Source organism: Streptomyces sp. NPDC001515 (assembly GCF_053597115.1).
In genome coordinates this window covers 162016-178103 of the sequence record NZ_JBSFHN010000019.1, presented here as the reverse complement: position 1 = coordinate 178103, position 16088 = coordinate 162016, and the positions used below count along the sequence as shown (strand labels likewise).

General features: G+C 70.9%; 14 protein-coding genes and 1 pseudogene. 8 read left to right on the top strand and 7 right to left on the bottom strand.

Annotated elements, in window-relative coordinates; genetic code table 11:
* Positions 1-112, top strand: a pseudogene (locus ACWCXC_RS21470) (YnfA family protein); the annotation flags it as partial.
* A 27-nt stretch (positions 113-139) separates the two neighbouring features.
* Here ACWCXC_RS21470 and ACWCXC_RS21465 read toward each other — a convergent pair.
* From ACWCXC_RS21465 to ACWCXC_RS21440, 6 genes are all read right to left on the bottom strand, one after another.
* The gene (locus ACWCXC_RS21465) at positions 140-1186 is read right to left on the bottom strand and encodes an alpha/beta hydrolase (protein ID WP_450890217.1); all 1047 of its coding nucleotides are present in this window, start codon (positions 1184-1186) and stop codon (positions 140-142) included.
* 208 nt (positions 1187-1394) lie between these two features.
* Positions 1395-2078, bottom strand: coding sequence for a response regulator (locus tag ACWCXC_RS21460; RefSeq protein WP_450684488.1), 684 nt, complete (start codon positions 2076-2078; stop codon positions 1395-1397).
* Complete coding sequence (locus ACWCXC_RS21455) at positions 2075-3553, bottom strand: sensor histidine kinase (protein WP_450684489.1); 1479 nt, start codon at positions 3551-3553, stop codon at positions 2075-2077. The genes ACWCXC_RS21460 and ACWCXC_RS21455 overlap by 4 nt, the downstream gene beginning before the upstream one ends.
* Positions 3554-3700: 147 nt before the next feature.
* Positions 3701-4624, bottom strand: coding sequence for a DUF4429 domain-containing protein (locus ACWCXC_RS21450; protein WP_450684490.1), 924 nt, complete (start codon positions 4622-4624; stop codon positions 3701-3703).
* A gap of 84 nt (positions 4625-4708) precedes the next feature.
* Entirely contained in the window at positions 4709-5920 is a 1212-nt protein-coding gene (locus ACWCXC_RS21445; RefSeq protein WP_450684491.1) for an alpha/beta hydrolase, read from the bottom strand.
* A 131-nt stretch (positions 5921-6051) separates the two neighbouring features.
* A complete protein-coding gene (locus tag ACWCXC_RS21440) occupies positions 6052-6750 on the bottom strand; it encodes a TetR family transcriptional regulator (protein ID WP_450890216.1) in 699 nt (232 codons plus the stop codon).
* Positions 6751-6867: 117 nt separating this feature from the next.
* Between ACWCXC_RS21440 and ACWCXC_RS21435 the strand changes: the two genes are divergently transcribed.
* Entirely contained in the window at positions 6868-8478 is a 1611-nt protein-coding gene (locus ACWCXC_RS21435) for an MFS transporter (protein ID WP_450684493.1), read from the top strand.
* A 175-nt stretch (positions 8479-8653) separates the two neighbouring features.
* Positions 8654-9022: a peptidase inhibitor family I36 protein gene (locus tag ACWCXC_RS21430; RefSeq protein ID WP_450684494.1), complete on the top strand. Its 369-nt coding sequence runs from the start codon at positions 8654-8656 to the stop codon at positions 9020-9022.
* Between the two features lie 73 nt (positions 9023-9095).
* On the opposite strand, the gene aceE is transcribed toward ACWCXC_RS21430, so the two are convergent.
* Positions 9096-11828, bottom strand: coding sequence for a pyruvate dehydrogenase (acetyl-transferring), homodimeric type (gene aceE, locus ACWCXC_RS21425; protein ID WP_450890215.1), 2733 nt, complete (start codon positions 11826-11828; stop codon positions 9096-9098).
* Between the two features lie 464 nt (positions 11829-12292).
* Here aceE and ACWCXC_RS21420 point away from each other — a divergent pair, with 464 nt between their 5' ends.
* The 5 genes from ACWCXC_RS21420 (at position 12293) to ACWCXC_RS21400 (ending at position 16055) form a co-directional block, all read left to right on the top strand.
* Complete coding sequence (locus ACWCXC_RS21420; protein WP_450684496.1) at positions 12293-12730, top strand: DUF3052 domain-containing protein; 438 nt, start codon at positions 12293-12295, stop codon at positions 12728-12730.
* A 195-nt stretch (positions 12731-12925) separates the two neighbouring features.
* Positions 12926-13384 carry a peroxiredoxin gene (locus ACWCXC_RS21415; RefSeq protein WP_383632824.1) on the top strand — a complete coding sequence of 153 codons (459 nt, stop codon included), beginning with the start codon at positions 12926-12928 and terminating at the stop codon, positions 13382-13384.
* Between the two features lie 148 nt (positions 13385-13532).
* The gene (locus ACWCXC_RS21410; protein WP_450684497.1) at positions 13533-14108 is read left to right on the top strand and encodes a TerD family protein; all 576 of its coding nucleotides are present in this window, start codon (positions 13533-13535) and stop codon (positions 14106-14108) included.
* A 169-nt stretch (positions 14109-14277) separates the two neighbouring features.
* On the top strand, positions 14278-14853 hold the full coding sequence (locus tag ACWCXC_RS21405) for a TerD family protein (protein WP_450684498.1): 576 nt from the start codon (positions 14278-14280) through the stop codon (positions 14851-14853).
* Between the two features lie 68 nt (positions 14854-14921).
* Positions 14922-16055, top strand: coding sequence for a DUF475 domain-containing protein (locus ACWCXC_RS21400; RefSeq protein ID WP_450684499.1), 1134 nt, complete (start codon positions 14922-14924; stop codon positions 16053-16055).
* Positions 16056-16088 lie beyond the last annotated feature (33 nt).

The following is a 16088-nucleotide window of genomic DNA, read 5'->3' as shown; positions in this document are numbered from 1 at the left end:
GTTCGGCCGGGTGCTCGCCGCGTACGGCGGGGTCTTCGTCGCCGGTTCCATCGCCTGGGGCATGGTCGCCGACGGCTACCGGCCCGACCGCTGGGCCGCTCGTACGGCCCTACCCGTACGTCCCTTACCCGTACGTCCCCTACCCGTACGTCCCCTCCGCGATCTCCGCGAACGCCGTCAGGGACTCCGTCCCGGGCGCGAAGTACCCGGTGTGGCCCCGGGCGTCCCCGGCCGGGACCCGGCGGGCGCCGAAGCCGTCGGACGTCGGGTCGGGACCGTGGCCGAGACCGGCGAACTCGATGTTCGGCACGTGGTCGATCCAGTCGGTCGGGTCCTTCGCCGCCCACACCCGCGCCCCCGTGTGCAGCGCGGCGACGTTCTTCGCGCGCATCCCGGGCGAGCCGAGGACGACGAGGTCCGTGGCGTGGAGCCGGGAGGCGGCCAGACCGCAGACGACCGAGCCGTAGCTGTGGCAGAACACCACCGGGTCGGGGAGTCCGGCGGCCGTCAGTCCGTCCGTGAACCGGGTCAGCCGGTCCGCCCCCGCCTCGGCCAGCGAACCGGTCGCCGCGTCCAGACCCAGGCCCACCGGGGTGGTGTACCCGGCCCAGGCGATCACCGCACTGCCCGGACCGGTCCGCGCGTACAGCGACCTGGCCATCCCGGCCGGGGTCCCGTACACATCGTTCGTCCGGTCGAAGGTCCCCGCGTCGATGTCCGAACCGGGCACCACGACCGACACCCGGTCCGCCGTCTCCAGATCACCGAAGACCTCGGCGACCTGGCCGCGCCCCCTGGGATCGAAGGCGAGGATCTGCCGCCCGGTGCCGGCGGCCAGTCCGGCGTACCGGGGGTCGTCGCTCTCCCGCAGGGCCAGGGCGTTGGCCCGGTAGCGCAGGGCGACCGGCGCGCCGTCGAGATTGCCGACGACGAGCGGGTGCCGCAGGGCCAGGGTTTCCCGCTCCTCCTCGCTCAACCCCGCGAAGAACCGGGCCACGTCGGCGGGCGTGTCCCGCTCCGGGTCGGGCAGCCGCTCGCCCAGCACCCGATCGGTCCGCCACGAGGCGGTGCCGGGCGGGGGACCGGTCAGCGGGCTCTGGCTGTTCCCCGACGCCCAGCCGGCCGTGCCCGTCACCACCGTCGTCGCCAGGGCGACCGCGACCAGAGTCCTCGCGTAACGGCGCATCCGCCTTCCCTCCGTCCCCGGCCCGGCCGGCTCCCGCACGCCGTCCGGCGTGACGGGAAGGAAGGTAGGAAGAGGACGGGTGCGAGGGCGTCACACCGGGGCGCCAACCGCGACGTGATACCCGGGTAGGGGGTGTACCGGGGGAAAGCCCCCGGGCGAGGGAAGGGCCTCTGCGCGCCCGGGAGGACCCTGTGCGAGCGGGGCCGGTTCAGGCCTCGCCCGGCACCACGAGCCCCGCCTCGTACGCGAAGATCACCGCCTGCGCCCGGTCGCGCAGGTCCAGCTTGGCCAGCACCCGGCCGATATGGGTCTTCACGGTCTGCTCGGCCAGCACGAGCCGGCCCGCGATCTCCTGGTTCGACAGACCCCGCGCGATCAGTTCGAGGACCTCCGTCTCGCGCGGGGTCAGCCCGTTCAGCCGGAGCGCGGCGCCCCCGGCGGTCGCCCCGGACGGGCGCTGCTTCGCGAAGTCCGCGATCAGGCGGCGGGTCACCGAGGGTGCCAGGAGCGCGTCGCCGGAGGCCACCACCCGGACCGCCGAGATCAGGTCGGCCGGGGGCGCGTCCTTCAGGAGGAAGCCGGACGCGCCGGCGCGCAGCGCCTCGTACACGTAGTCGTCCACGTCGAAGGTGGTCAGCATCAGCACCCTCGGCGTGTGCTCCACGCCCACCGGCGGGTTCAGCAGCTCGCGCGCCGCCGCCAGGCCGTCCATCTCCGGCATCCGCACGTCCATCAGGACCACGTCGGGGTGGGTGCGGCGGCTGACCTCGACGCCCTGGCGCCCGTCCGGGGCCTCACCGACCACGTCGATGTCCGCCTGCGCCGCCAGCAGCGCCGCGAACCCCGCACGGACCATGGCCTGGTCGTCGACGATGATCACGCGGATGGTCACGGGGGGTCCTCCGGAAGGGCGGGCGGCACGGGCGGTAGGGCAGGCGGTGCGGACGCGGTGGGTGGGGCAGGCGGTGCGGATGGGGCGGGTGATGCGGACGAGGCGGGCGGAGTGGACGGTGCGGGCGCGGTCGTCGGGGGCAGCGGGAGGCGTGCGGCCACCCGGAAGCCGCCGTCCGGCAGCGGGCCGGTGTCCAGCGTGCCGCCGGTCAACCGTACGCGTTCGCGCATGCCGACGAGCCCGTGCCCGGTGCCGCTCGTCTCCAGCGGGGCGCGCGTCGAACCGGTGCGCTCCGGCGGCTCGTTGACCACCAGCACCGTCAGATGCTCACCGTCCGAACGCACCGACACCCGGGTCCGGGCGCCCGGCGCGTGCCGCACCACGTTCGCCAGCCCCTCCTGCACGATGCGGTACGCGGACAGGTCCACGGTCTGCGGAACGTTCCCCAGCCCGGCGGGCAGCGACAGCTCCACCGGGAGCCCGGACCGCACCGTCGCCTCCACCAACTGCTGCAAGCGGTCCAGCCCCGGCTGGGGCGCCCGCTCGCCCTCCGTACCGTCACTGCGCAGCACCACCAGCAGCCGCCGCATCTCCGCGAGCGATTCCCGCGCGCTCGCGGCGATCGACGCGAACTCCTCCCGGACCTCGTCACCGACCCCGCTCAGCCGGTACGGCGCCGAGTCGGCCTGCACCGTGATCACGGACATGTGATGGGCGACCACGTCGTGCAGTTCACGAGCGATCCTCGTCCGCTCCTCCAGCAGCGTGCGCCGGGCGCGCTCGCCCTCGCTGATCGTCTCCTGTTCGGCCAGCAGCCGCTGTGCGTCCCCGCGTTCGCGGATCGCCGCGCCTATCACCAGCACGATGGCGCTGAGGACGAGGACCAGGATCGAGTTGTCGCTGCCATGGGTGGTGGCGGTCATATAGAGGCCGAACCCGGCAGCCGCCGTCGACAGCCACACCGCGATCAGCGTCCGCCGCTGCTCGCGCAGGCCCAGCGCCAGCAGCACGAAGAGGTACGTGATGACGCCCGGCGGCGTCCACGGCCAGGCCGTCCCCTGCGCCTCCTCCCGGCCGAGCGCCAGCAGCGCGCCCGCGATCTGCGCCGGGAAGACGATCCACCACGCCTGGAGCGGCCGGTGCGCCAGCATCAGCAGGGGACCGGCCTGGGCCACGACGAGCAGGGCCAGCACGCCCCCGTTCAGGCCGTACTCATTCGCCAGGACGACGCTCGTGACCGGGATGAGGACCGCCCCCAGCGCCATCACGACCACGTACGGAAGGGCGCGCTTCCACGCCTGCCGGGCGTCTGCCAGCGGGGGCGTCGGCGGATGGGAGGGACGGGCCAGCGCCCGGCCGAGCGCGACCAGATTGCGGCGCGCGGCGCTGAGCAGACCGTCGGCGGGCGGGTGCGGGTGCGGCTGCGGCTGGTGCTGGGGGCGCGGGGGCGGCGAAGGCGCGGAAGGAGTCGGCATGGCCCGCTCAGGGTAGGCAGCGCGGCCGTCCCCCGGCGTCATACCGGGGTGGGGGATTCCGCCTCATACCGCGGTCTCACGCCTCCGCGAGAAGCCGTGCCGCCCCGTGTCTCACGCCTCCGCGAGCAGCCGCGCCGCCCCCGTGTCTCACAGCTCCGCGAGCAGTTGTGCCTTCTTCGCGCGGAACTCGTCGTCCGTCACCAGTCCCGCCCCGTGCAGTTCCCCGAGGTGGCGTATGCGCTCCGCGATGTCCGCCGGGTCGCGGCGGCCGGCGGCGGAGAGCGCGGCGGGGGACGCGACGGGCGCGGGCTGCCTGCGGCGGACGGACTCCAGCACCGCCGCGGCGAACGGCAGCGACTCGTGCACCGGCCCGTAGCCGAGGCCGAAGACCACCGCCGCCGGGTCCTGGTCGGCGCGGGCGGCGCGCACCGGTCCGGCCGGCGCGCGGGGCAGGGAACCGGGGACCGCCTCCGGAGCCGGGCACGGCTCCGCGGAACGCGGCAGAAGCCGCAGATAACCCTCGAACGCCTCGGGCGAACGCCATTCGACGCCGCTCAGCTCGGTGACCGGAAACGTCTGGTCGCCGGCCTTCCACTTCTCCGAGGACGCGCCCGTCCAGAACCAGCGGAACGAGATCCGGTCCCCGTCGAAACTGGCCCGTCCGTCATACGCCTTGAACTGCATCGGCGCCGGGGGCGCGGCCACCAGGAAGCGGTCCGCCGGCTCGTCGGCCTCGGCGCACAGCCGGGCCCGCAACTCGTCCGCGTAGTACTCGGCGAGGGTCTCGCGCTCGGCGGGGAGCACCAGGCGGTAGGGGTCGCAGCCGTCCTTGAGCTGACCGGCCGCGGCCTCCAGCAGCGGGTCGGCGCCGGGTCTCGGGACGGCGCGCAGCACCACCGTGCCCCGCTTGCCCGGGGTCAGCGTCACCGACGACAGCGCCGCGTGCGGGACGCGGCGCTCCCGGAGGCTCTGGAAGAGCCTCGGCGTACGGATTCCCCGTTCGAAGCGGATGAGCACGGAGTCGGTGTCGAACTCCCAGGTGGCATGAATTCCGGCCAGCACATCACCCATGCGCCTCATCGTATGCGGCACCTGCCCGTCCCGTCCCCCCTCGGAGTGCGCCGTCCTGGGCGCGTGCGTGCGGATGTTCGCGCGTCAGACCGGTGCGGCGCCGGAAATCTGTTCGTGGCAGGGACCCTCGGCCGCCGCGCAGGTCACCGACGCGTAGTCGCCCGCGCCGATCGCCGCGAAGTTGCCGAGGCTCTCCGTGCCCGGTTCGAAGTAGCCGCTGTGGCCGACCGCGCCGCCCGCCGAGACCACCCGTGCGCCGAAGCCCGGGTCCACCGGGTCGGCGCCGTGGCCGAGCCCGCCGAACTCCAGGTTCGGCACGTCCTCGATCCAGTCGCCCCGGTCCCGCATCGCCCACACATGGGCGCGGGTGTCCAGTTCCCCGGCGTTGTCGACGCGCATCCCGGGGCTCCCGGCGACCGCGATGTCCGTTACCCGGCCCGGCAGTTCGTCGGCGGCGACCCCGCACAGCACGGAGCCGTAGCTGTGGCAGAACAGCGAGACGGGACCCGCCCCGGGCAGGGCGTCCACCAGTGCTTCGAGCCGGACCGCCCCGCGTTCGGCGAGGTTGCCCAGGGCCGCGTCCACGCCGATCCCGGCCGGGGTCGTGTAGTCGGCCCAGGCGATCACCGCCGTGCGCACCCCGGGGTGGCCGGAGCGCTCCGCCGCGTACAGCGACCGCGCCATGCCGACGGGGGCGGCGTTGGTCTTGCGGCCGGTGCGCTCCAGCGTCAGCAGGTTGGTGTCGACGCCGGGGACGATCACCGAGACCCGGTCGGCCCGTTCGAGATCGCCCAGCACCTCGGCGGCGTGGCCGCGCCCGGAGGGGTCGAAGGCCAGGAAGTGCCGGCCCGTGCCGAGCATGGAGCGGAAGCGGTCCGCGCGGCGCGCGGCGTCGGCGCGGCCGTCGGGGGAGAGCCGCGGATCGTGCACACGTCTGCGTTCGACCGTGCGGGCCTGGGCGATCGCCAGCCGGTTCGCCCGGTAACGCAGGGCCACCGGGGCGCCGTTCAGGTTCCCCACCACCAGGGGATAGGTATGCGCCAGATCGGCGCGCTGGGCCTCGGTGAGCGCGGCGAAGAAACGCGCCAGGGTGGACGCGGGCGCGTCGGGCGGGGGCAGCGGGCGCCCCGCCATCGACCCCTTGGCCCAGGAAGCGAGTGCGGCGGCGCGGGGCTCGGACGTGGGGTGGTGGCGCACGGCGGTCCAGCCGGTCGTCGCCAGCATCACGAACACGACCGCCACGGCGAGCAGGGCGCGCCAGGCGGTGAGCGTGGGGGAGGAGTCGAAGGAAGTCACTCAGGCCCACCCTAGGAGACGCGCGCACGAGCCCGGGGACGAGGGTGACGCACATCACCCGACTGTGGTGCGCGGCACTCCGTTTCCCTCACCCTGCGTGCGAGCGGACGGCACGCTCCGCCGTATACGGGTCAGTTGGGGTGCGCCGCCCCGGCCGCGCGCACGGCATCGCAGGGGTGGGCGCGCCAGTCGGCGGCCAGGGCCGGGCCCAGGTGGTCCAGATAGCGTTCGGTCAGCTCGCGCAGCGACTCCATCGTGCCGTCGCGGCCGTGTCCCCACAGTTGGCCGGTGACCCGCATCACCCCGGAGAAGGCGGCGACGGCGACCCGGGGGCGCGGATCGCGGCTGACGTCCAGCCCCTCGCGCTCCGCGATCAGCCGCGCGATCTGCTCCTCCAGCGCCACGCCGCGGCGCATGTGGGCGGCCAGCAGCGCGGGCGTCGATTCAATCATGTGGTAGGTCCGCAGGTGGAGTTCGACCGGGACGATGGCCTCGATCGCCTCTCCGATACTGTTCCAGGAGCACACCACGGCGCGGCGCATGGCCTCGAAGGGGGCCTCGGGGGCGGGGCGTTGACGCAGTTCCAGGAGGAAGCGCGACTCGATCATCTCCTGGAGCGCGAAGGCGGCCGACTCCTTGCCCGCGAAGTAGCGGAAGAAGGTGCGCTGGGAGACCTCGACGGCGTCCGCGATCTCGTCGACGGTCGTCTCCTCGTACCCCTGGGTGGTGAAGAGGTCGAGGGCGGTACGGAGCAGCGCGTCCCGGGTGCGTTGCTTCTTGCGTTCGCGCAACCCGGCCGGACGGCCGGTGGCGCGCTGCCCGTCGCTCACTGAACTGGTCCTCTTTTCCCTGCTTTGTCCAGCTCAGCCTACCTGTGAGCTACGTGACAGTTACCGACTTGTGAATTGGTTTGTCAACTGTCAGTGGCTGACAGTAATCTCCCGCGTATGACTAGCCAGCCCACCCTTGAGAAGGCGTCGCGGGACCCCCAGGACCCCGCCGGCCCCGCACCTGCCGGGGGACTGCGCGGCCACCCGTGGCTGACGCTCTTCTCCGTGGCCATCGGCGTGATGATGGTCGCGCTCGACGGCACGATCGTCGCGATCGCCAACCCCGCCATCCAGCAGGACCTCGGCGCCTCGCTCGCCGACGTCCAGTGGATCACCAACGGTTACATGCTCGCCCTCGCGGTCTCCCTGATCACCGCGGGCAAGCTCGGTGACCGGTTCGGCCACCGCCAGACCTTCCTCATAGGCGTGGTCGGGTTCGCCGCCGCGTCGGGGGCCATCGGCTTCTCCAGCAGCGTCGTCCTGGTGATCACGTTCCGCGTGCTCCAGGGCCTGTTCGGGGCGCTGCTGATGCCGGCCGCGCTCGGTCTGCTGCGCGCCACCTTCCCGGCCGAGAAGCTGAACATGGCGATCGGCATCTGGGGCATGGTCATCGGCGCCTCCACCGCCGGCGGCCCGATCCTCGGCGGTGTCCTCGTCGAGCACGTCAACTGGCAGTCGGTCTTCTTCATCAACGTGCCGGTCGGGGTGATCGCCCTCGTCCTGGGCGTGCTGATCCTCAAGGACCACCGCGCCGAGAACGCGCCGCGCTCCTTCGACATCGCCGGCATCGTGCTGCTGTCCGGCGCGATGTTCTGTCTGATCTGGGCGCTCATCAAGGGCGCCGAGTGGGGCTGGGGCGACACCAAGACGGTCGGCTTCCTGGTCGGCGCGGTCGTGCTCTTCGCGGCCTTCGCCGTGGTCCAGCAGCGCGTCCGCGAACCCCTGATCCCGCTCGCCATGTTCCGTTCCGTCCCGCTCTCCGCGGGCACGGTCCTGATGGTGCTGATGGCCTTCGCCTTCATGGGCGGGCTCTTCTTCGTCACCTTCTACCTCCAGAACGTGCACGGTCTGAGCCCGGTCGACAGCGGTCTGCACCTGCTGCCGCTGACCGGCATGATGATCGTCGCCTCGCCGCTGGCCGGCGCCATGATCACCAAGTTCGGCCCCCGGGTCCCGCTGGTCGGCGGCATGGTGTGCACCGCGGTCGCGATGTTCGGCATGTCCCAGCTGGCCGTCGGCACCTCCACGCTGACCATGTCCATCTGGTTCGGCCTGCTCGGCCTCGGCCTCGCCCCCGTCATGGTCGGTGCCACCGAGGTCATCGTCGGCAACGCGCCGATGGAGCTCTCCGGCGTGGCCGGCGGTCTCCAGCAGGCCGCCATGCAGGTCGGCGGCAGCCTCGGCACGGCGGTGCTCGGCGCGGTCATGGCCGCCCGGGTCGACTCCGAACTCTCCGGGAACTGGAAGGAGGCCCAGCTTCCGCCGCTGCCCCCGGCCCAGATGGACCAGGCCGCCTCCGCGATCAAGGTCGGCATGCCGCCGGTCGCCGAGAACACCCCGCCGGAGGTCGCCGGCAAGATCGTCGGCGTCGCCCACGACACCTTCGTCTCCGGCATGAGCACCGCGTTCATGGTCGCCGGCATCGTCGCCGTCGTCGCCGCCCTGGTCGCCACCCTGACCAAGCGCGGGGAGAACGCCGAGGCCGGGGCCGGCGCCGGACACATCTGACCGGTCCCGCCCGACGCCCCACGGCGTCAACCCAGCGCGTCCCACAGCCCCGCCGGAACGTTCCGGCGGGGCTGTCGCCTATCAGGGTGGTCCCGCCCCGGACCCCCTTCCCGTACGGCATCCGCCCCGCTCAGGGTGGGCGTGGAAGATCCACATCAGTCACGGGGGTTTCTTGATGCGTACGACCGTCCTCGCGGCCGCCCTGGCCGCGACCGCCCTGATCCCGACCGCACCCGCACCCGCCGGAGCCGCGCCCGGCAAGCTCGGCGACTGCGCCAGCGGACAGCTCTGCCTCTGGGCGAAACCCGACTTCACGGGAGCCCGGCAGATCCACGAGCTGTCCGGCACCGACATCGAGAGCTGTGTCCCGCTGAAGCCCGGCACCACCGCCCAGGCGCTCGCCAACCGCACCGGCCGGCCCGTCACCACCTACCAGTCCGCCGAATGCGGAGAGACCGGAGAGTTCGAGACCTACCCCGGCGGCGGCACCTGGCTGCCCCGCTCCCCGTACCAGGTACGGGCCTTCAAGGTCTGGGAGAACTGACCGCCCTCCCGGAACGCCGCGGGGCGGCGGGACCGTCCGGTCCCGCCGCCCCGCATCCGTCGTACGCGTGGCGCTACGCGTCGCCGCCCGCCGCTCCCGGGTCGGCCGCCGCCACGTCCAGCAGGTCGTAGCGGTCGAGCGCCTGCTTCAGCACCGCACGGTCGATCTTCCCGTCCCGCGCCAGCTCCGTGAGCACGGCGAGGACGATCGACTGCGCGTCGATGTGGAAGAACCGCCGGGCCGCGCCGCGGGTGTCCGCGAAACCGAAACCGTCCGCGCCCAGCGACTGGTACGTCCCCGGCACCCAGCGCGCGATCTGGTCCGGCACCGAACGCATCCAGTCCGACACCGCCACGAACGGCCCCTGCGCCCCGGAGAGCTTCCGCGTCACGTACGGCACGCGCTGCTCCTCGTCCGGGTGCAGCAGGTTGTACCGCTCCACGTCCACGGCCTCGCGCCGCAGCTCGTTCCAGGAGGTCGCCGACCAGACGTCCGCCTTCACGTTCCACTCGTCGGCGAGGATCCGCTGCGCCTCGACGGCCCAGGGAACCGCCACGCCGGACGCCATGATCTGGGCCGGGATCGCGCCCCGCTCGCCGGCGCTGTAGCGGTAGACCCCCTTCAGGATGCCCTCGACGTCCACGTCCTCCGGCTCGGCCGGGTGCTGGATCGGCTCGTTGTAGACGGTGAGGTAGTAGAAGACGTCCTCGCTGTCCTCCCCGTACATCCGGCGCAGGCCGTCCTGCACGATGTGCGCGATCTCGTAGCCGAACGCCGGGTCGTAGGCGACACAGGCAGGGTTCGTCGAGGCCAGCAGCTGCGAATGGCCGTCGGCGTGCTGGAGCCCCTCACCGGTCAGCGTCGTGCGCCCGGCGGTCGCGCCCAGCACGAAACCGCGCGCGAGCTGGTCGGCCATCTGCCAGAACTGGTCACCGGTCCGCTGGAACCCGAACATCGAGTAGAAGACGTACACCGGGATCAGCGGCTCGCCGTGCGTCGCGTACGCCGAACCCGCGGCGATCAGCGAGGCCGTGCACCCCGCCTCCGAGATGCCGTCGTGCAGCATCTGCCCGGTCGGGGACTCCTTGTACGCGAGCAGCAGATCGCGGTCCACCGACTCGTACTGCTGACCCAGCGGATTGTAGATCTTCGCGCTCGGGAAGAACGCGTCCATACCGAAGGTGCGGTACTCGTCGGGCGCGATCAGCACGAAGCGCTTGCCGATCTCCTTGTCCCGCATGAGGTCCTTCAGGATGCGGACGAACGCCATGGTCGTGGCGATCGACTGCTGACCCGAACCCTTCTTCGCGGTCGCGTACGTCTTGTCCTCCGGCAGGACCAGCGGCTTCGCCCGCACGATCCGGGTCGGGACGTACCCGCCCAGACTCTTGCGGCGGTCGTGCATGTACTGGATCTCCTCCGAGTCGCGGCCCGGGTGGTAGTACGGCGGATTGCCGTCCTCCAGCTCCTTGTCCGCGATCGGGATGTGCAGCCGGTCCCGGAAGCGCTTCAGGTCCTCGGCGGTGAGCTTCTTCATCTGGTGGGTCGCGTTGCGGCCCTCGAAGTTCGGCCCGAGCGTCCAGCCCTTGACCGTCTGCGCCAGGATCACCGTCGGCTGGCCCTTGTGCTCCTTGGCCGCCGCGTACGCCGCGTACACCTTGCGGTGGTCGTGGCCGCCGCGCCCCAGGTGCAGGATCTGCTGGTCGGACATGTCCTTGACCATCTCGCGCAGCCGCGGGTCGTCCCCGAAGAAGTGCTCGCGGATGTACGCGCCCGTCTCGGTCGCGTAGGTCTGGAACTGGCCGTCCGGCGTCGTGTTCAGCTTGTTGACGAGGATGCCCGTGCGGTCCTGCGCCAGCAGCGGGTCCCAGGAGCGGTCCCAGACCAGCTTGATCACGTTCCACCCGGCGCCGCGGAACTGCGACTCCAGCTCCTGGATGACCTTGCCGTTGCCGCGCACCGGGCCGTCGAGCCGCTGGAGGTTGCAGTTGACGACGAAGGTCAGGTTGTCCAGGCCCTCACGGGCGGCGATGGAGAGCTGGCCCAGGGACTCCGGCTCGTCCATCTCGCCGTCGCCGAGATAGGCCCACACGTGCGAGTTCGACGTGTCGGCCAGACCGCGCGCGTGCATGTAGCGGTTCATCCGCGCCTGGTAGATCGCGCCGAGCGGGCCCAGGCCCATCGACACCGTCGGGAACTCCCAGAAGTCCGGCATCAGCCGCGGGTGCGGATAGCTGGACAGCCCGTTCGGCGCCTTCGACTTCTCCTGCCGGAAGGCGTCGAGCTGCGCCTCGCTCAGCCGGTCCAGCAGGAAGGCGCGGGCGTAGATCCCCGGCGAGGCATGGCCCTGGAAGAAGATCTGGTCACCGCCCAGACCGTCGTCCTTGCCCCGGAAGAAATGGTTGAAGCCCACGTCGTACAGCGAGGCCGAGGAGGCGAAGGTCGCGATGTGGCCGCCCACCCCGATCCCCGGGCGCTGCGCGCGCGACACCATCACGGCGGCGTTCCAGCGGGTCGCGTTGAGGACCTTGCGCTCGATCTCCTCGTCGCCGGGGAAGAACGGCTCGTCCTTCGTGGCGATCGTGTTCACGTAGTCCGTGCTGCGCATCTCCGGCACGGCGACGCGCTTCTCCCGCGCGCGCTCGATGAGCCGGAGCATGAGGTAGCGGGCCCGCTCACGGCCGCGCTCGTCGACGGCGGCGTCGAGGGAGTCGAGCCATTCCTGGGTCTCCTCGGGATCGAAATCCGGGACCTGGCTCGGAAGGCCGCCAATGATGATCGGGTTGCGATCGGATCCGGAAGCCACGCTGTTCCTTCGCTGTTCGGTGCTGCACCTACGGGGCCTGGGCCCGGGAGTCGCCCCCCGGTGTGTCTGCGTACGCCATCCCATCGTGTACCGCGGGAACGCAAACGTCATCTCTACCGTGAGGTAACCGCCGGCGGTCCCGGAAACCGGCTCCCGGACGGGCCGGAGCCGCGCCGGAGCGGCGTGCCGGGCCGGACGCCGCGCGTCCGGCAGGATGGCCCGGGAGGGACGAGTGGGGCCGAACCGCAACCATACGCCCAAGGCGTCCACACGTTCCCAAATGCCGTTCGACTCCGTTTGCCGGGCCGAAACCGCATAAGCTGTTCAAGGACGTAACGTCACCGTTTAGGCGGTCTCGTACGCGGGGTACTTGCGCGATCCGCCGCTCCCGTGTGGACTACGGCCAGCGCCACGCGCACGCGCGTGGTGGAAGCATTTTCCGAAACATGATCAGGAGGCAACCCGTGAGCGCGACCGCGGACCACGCGGAGGAGCGGACCAACCCGGCTGTACGCCTGGGGTTCGAGCCCGGACAGGTGGTCCAGGAGATCGGCTACGACGACGACGTCGAGCCGGAGCTCCGTGAGGGCATTGAGGACATCATCGGCCAAGACATCGTGGACGAGGACTACGACGACGTCGCGGACGTCGTGCTGCTCTGGTTCCGTGACGAGGACGGCGACCTTACGGACGCGCTGGTGGATGCCATTGGTCTGCTTGAGGAGGGCGGCTCCGTCTGGCTGATGACGCCGAAGACGGGCCGGGACGGCTACGTCGAGCCGAGCGACATCAACGAGGCCGCCCAGACGGCAGGTCTGACCCAGACCAAGAGCATCAGCGCGGGCAAGGACTGGACGGGCAGCCGTCTCGCCACCCCGAAAGCGGCCAAGGCCAAGCGCTGAACCGCACGCACCCGAAGGCCCCCGCCGGCACCGCGCCGGCCGGGGCCTTCCTGCGTTCCCCCGCGTTCCGGCCCCGTTTCCCGGCCCGTCCGCGCGAAGCTTCCCCGGGTGCCGCGCGCCGGCGCCGCGGCTCTGCGTAGGGTGGGTGTCACCCGGACAGCCCAGCCCGGTGACGTAGCGAAGGGACGCGTTTTCATGGCGATCGAGGTCGGCACCCAGGCCCCGGATTTCGAGCTGAAGGACAACCACGGCCGGACCGTGAAGCTCTCCGACTTCCGCGGCGAGAAGAACGTGGTGCTGCTGTTCTACCCGTTCGCCTTCACCGGCGTCTGCACGGGTGAGCTCTGCGCGCTCCGCGACGAACTGCCCACGTTCGAGAACGACGACACCCAGCTGATCGCCGTCTCCAACGACTCCATCCACACGCTGCGCGTCTTCGCCGAGCAGGAGGGCCTGGAGTACCCGCTGGTCTCGGACTTCTGGCCGCACGGCGCGACCTCGCGCGCGTACGGCGTCTTCGACGAGGAGAAGGGCTGCGCGGTGCGCGGCACCTTCATCATCGACAAGGAGGGCGTGGTGCGCTGGACGGTCGTCAACGGCCTGCCCGACGCGCGCGACCTCAACGACTACATCAAGGCGCTCGGCGCCCTCTGATCGCGGATCGGGTGGATCCGGACGCCGGTCCGCGTCAAAAGCCTGAGGGGGCGGGAACCGGTCACTAGGATCCACTCGTTGATCCGATGCCAACAGACGTGGAGGCGCCGGCCCCGGCCGGCCCCCAAGCAAACCAATGGGAGGACTCGTGGGAGTCAGCCTCAGCAAGGGCGGCAACGTCTCGCTGACCAAGGCCGCGCCCAACCTGACCGCGGTCATCGTGGGTCTGGGCTGGGACGCCCGCACCACCACCGGTGGTGACTTCGACCTGGACGCCAGCGCGCTCCTGACCGACACCTCGGGCAAGGTCGCCAGCGACGGCAACTTCGTCTTCTTCAACAACCTCAAGAGCCCCGACGGCTCCGTCGAGCACACCGGTGACAACCTCACCGGTGAGGGCGAGGGCGACGACGAGGTCATCAAGGTGAACCTGGCCGCCGTCCCGGCCGACGTCGACAAGATCGTCTTCCCGGTCTCGATCTACGAGGCCGAGAGCCGCCAGCAGAGCTTCGGCCAGGTCCGCAACGCGTACATCCGCGTGGTCAACCAGGCCGACAACAGCGAGCTGGCGCGCTACGACCTCAGCGAGGACGCCTCGACCGAGACCGCCATGGTCTTCGGCGAGCTCTACCGCAACGGTGCCGAGTGGAAGTTCCGGGCCATCGGCCAGGGCTACGCCTCGGGCCTGCGGGGCATCGCCCAGGACTTCGGCGTCAACGTCTAGTCAAGGGCCAGTCGGCGGTCCGGGCGCGCTCCCGGACCGCGGCAGTTCATCCGTCCGGCGCCGCACCTCGTGCGGCGCCGGACGTGCTCGGTGGTGCCTTCGCGCGGCCCCGCCGGGGTTTTCGGCGCACGGAACAACAGACGGTTCATCGACTCGGGGAGGACACACCATGGGCGTCACGCTCGCCAAGGGAGGCAATGTCTCCCTCTCCAAGGCCGCACCCAATCTCACCCAGGTGCTGGTCGGGCTCGGCTGGGACGCACGATCCACGACGGGGGCGGACTTCGACCTCGACGCCAGCGCACTGCTGTGCCAGTCGGGCCGGGTGCTCGGCGACGAGTGGTTCGTGTTCTACAACAACCTCACGAGCCCCGACGGCTCCGTGGAGCACACCGGTGACAACCTCACCGGTGAGGGCGACGGCGACGACGAATCCATCATCGTGAACCTCGCCCAGGTCCCGGCCCACTGCGACAAGATCGTCTTTCCGGTCTCCATTCACGAGGCCGACAATCGCGGGCAGACGTTCGGCCAGGTCAGCAATGCGTTCATTCGCGTGGTCAATCAGAACGACGGCCAGGAGCTGGCCCGTTACGACCTCAGCGAGGACGCCTCGACCGAGACCGCGATGATCTTCGGCGAGCTGTACCGGTACAACGGCGAGTGGAAGTTCCGTGCGGTGGGACAGGGGTACGCGTCGGGGCTGCGGGGCATCGCTCTAGACTTCGGGGTCAACGTTTCGTAAAGCCGCGCTCGGCGCGGGGGAGCCCCGGGATTTCGGGGGAGACCCGTTACTACACGATGGGGTAGCCAGTGCTTCTGAAAACCTTCGGCTGGTCGTTCGCGATCACCGTGATCGGCCTGATCGCGGCGTTTCTCTACGGGGGGTGGGAAGCCTTCGGCGTGGTGGCGATCCTCTCCGTTCTGGAGATCTCGCTGTCGTTCGACAACGCGGTGGTCAACGCCGGAATCCTGAAGAAGATGAGTGCCTTCTGGCAGAAGATCTTCCTCACGATCGGCGTGCTCATCGCCGTCTTCGGTATGCGACTGGTCTTCCCCGTCGTGATCGTGGCCATCAGCGCCAAACTGGGGCCGATCGAGGCCATCGACCTTTCCTTCAACGACCCGGACCGCTACAAGGAACTGGTCACCGACGCCCACCCGGCCATCGCCGCCTTCGGCGGGATGTTCCTGCTGATGATCTTCCTCGACTTCATCTTCGAGGACCGGGACATCCAGTGGCTGCGCTGGATCGAGCGCCCGCTCGCCAAGCTCGGCAAGGTCGACATGCTGTCGGTCTGCATCGCGCTCATCGTTCTGCTGATCTCGGCCCTGACCTTCGCCGGCAACGCGCACCAGCACGGCGGCGGACACGCCGACAAGGCCGAGACGGTCCTGCTCGCGGGTGTCGCGGGTCTGATCACGTACCTCATCGTCGGCGGGCTCTCCGGCTACTTCGAGGACAAGCTCGAAGAGGAGGAGGAACGCGAGCACGAGGAGGAGGAAGAGGCCAAGCGGAGCGGCAAGAAGATCTCCGCGATCGCCCTCTCCGGCAAGGCCGCGTTCTTCATGTTCCTCTACCTCGAAGTCCTCGACGCCTCCTTCTCGTTCGACGGGGTCATCGGCGCCTTCGCCATCACCAACGAGATCGTGCTGATGGCCCTCGGCCTCGGCATCGGCGCCATGTACGTCCGTTCGCTGACGGTCTACTTGGTCCGCCAGGGCACCCTGGACGACTACGTCTACCTGGAGCACGGCGCGCACTACGCGATCGGCGCGCTGGCCGTCCTCCTGCTCATCACGATCCAGTACCAGATCAACGAGCTCATCACCGGTCTCGTGGGCGTCGTCCTGATCGCCTGGTCCTTCTGGTCCTCGGTCCGCCGCAACAAGGCGGAGGCCGCGGCCGGCGGCGAGGACGCGCCGGAAGTCACCGCCGGGGTGTGACCCGGCGGTAATTGAGGAACGCTCTCTGCGGGG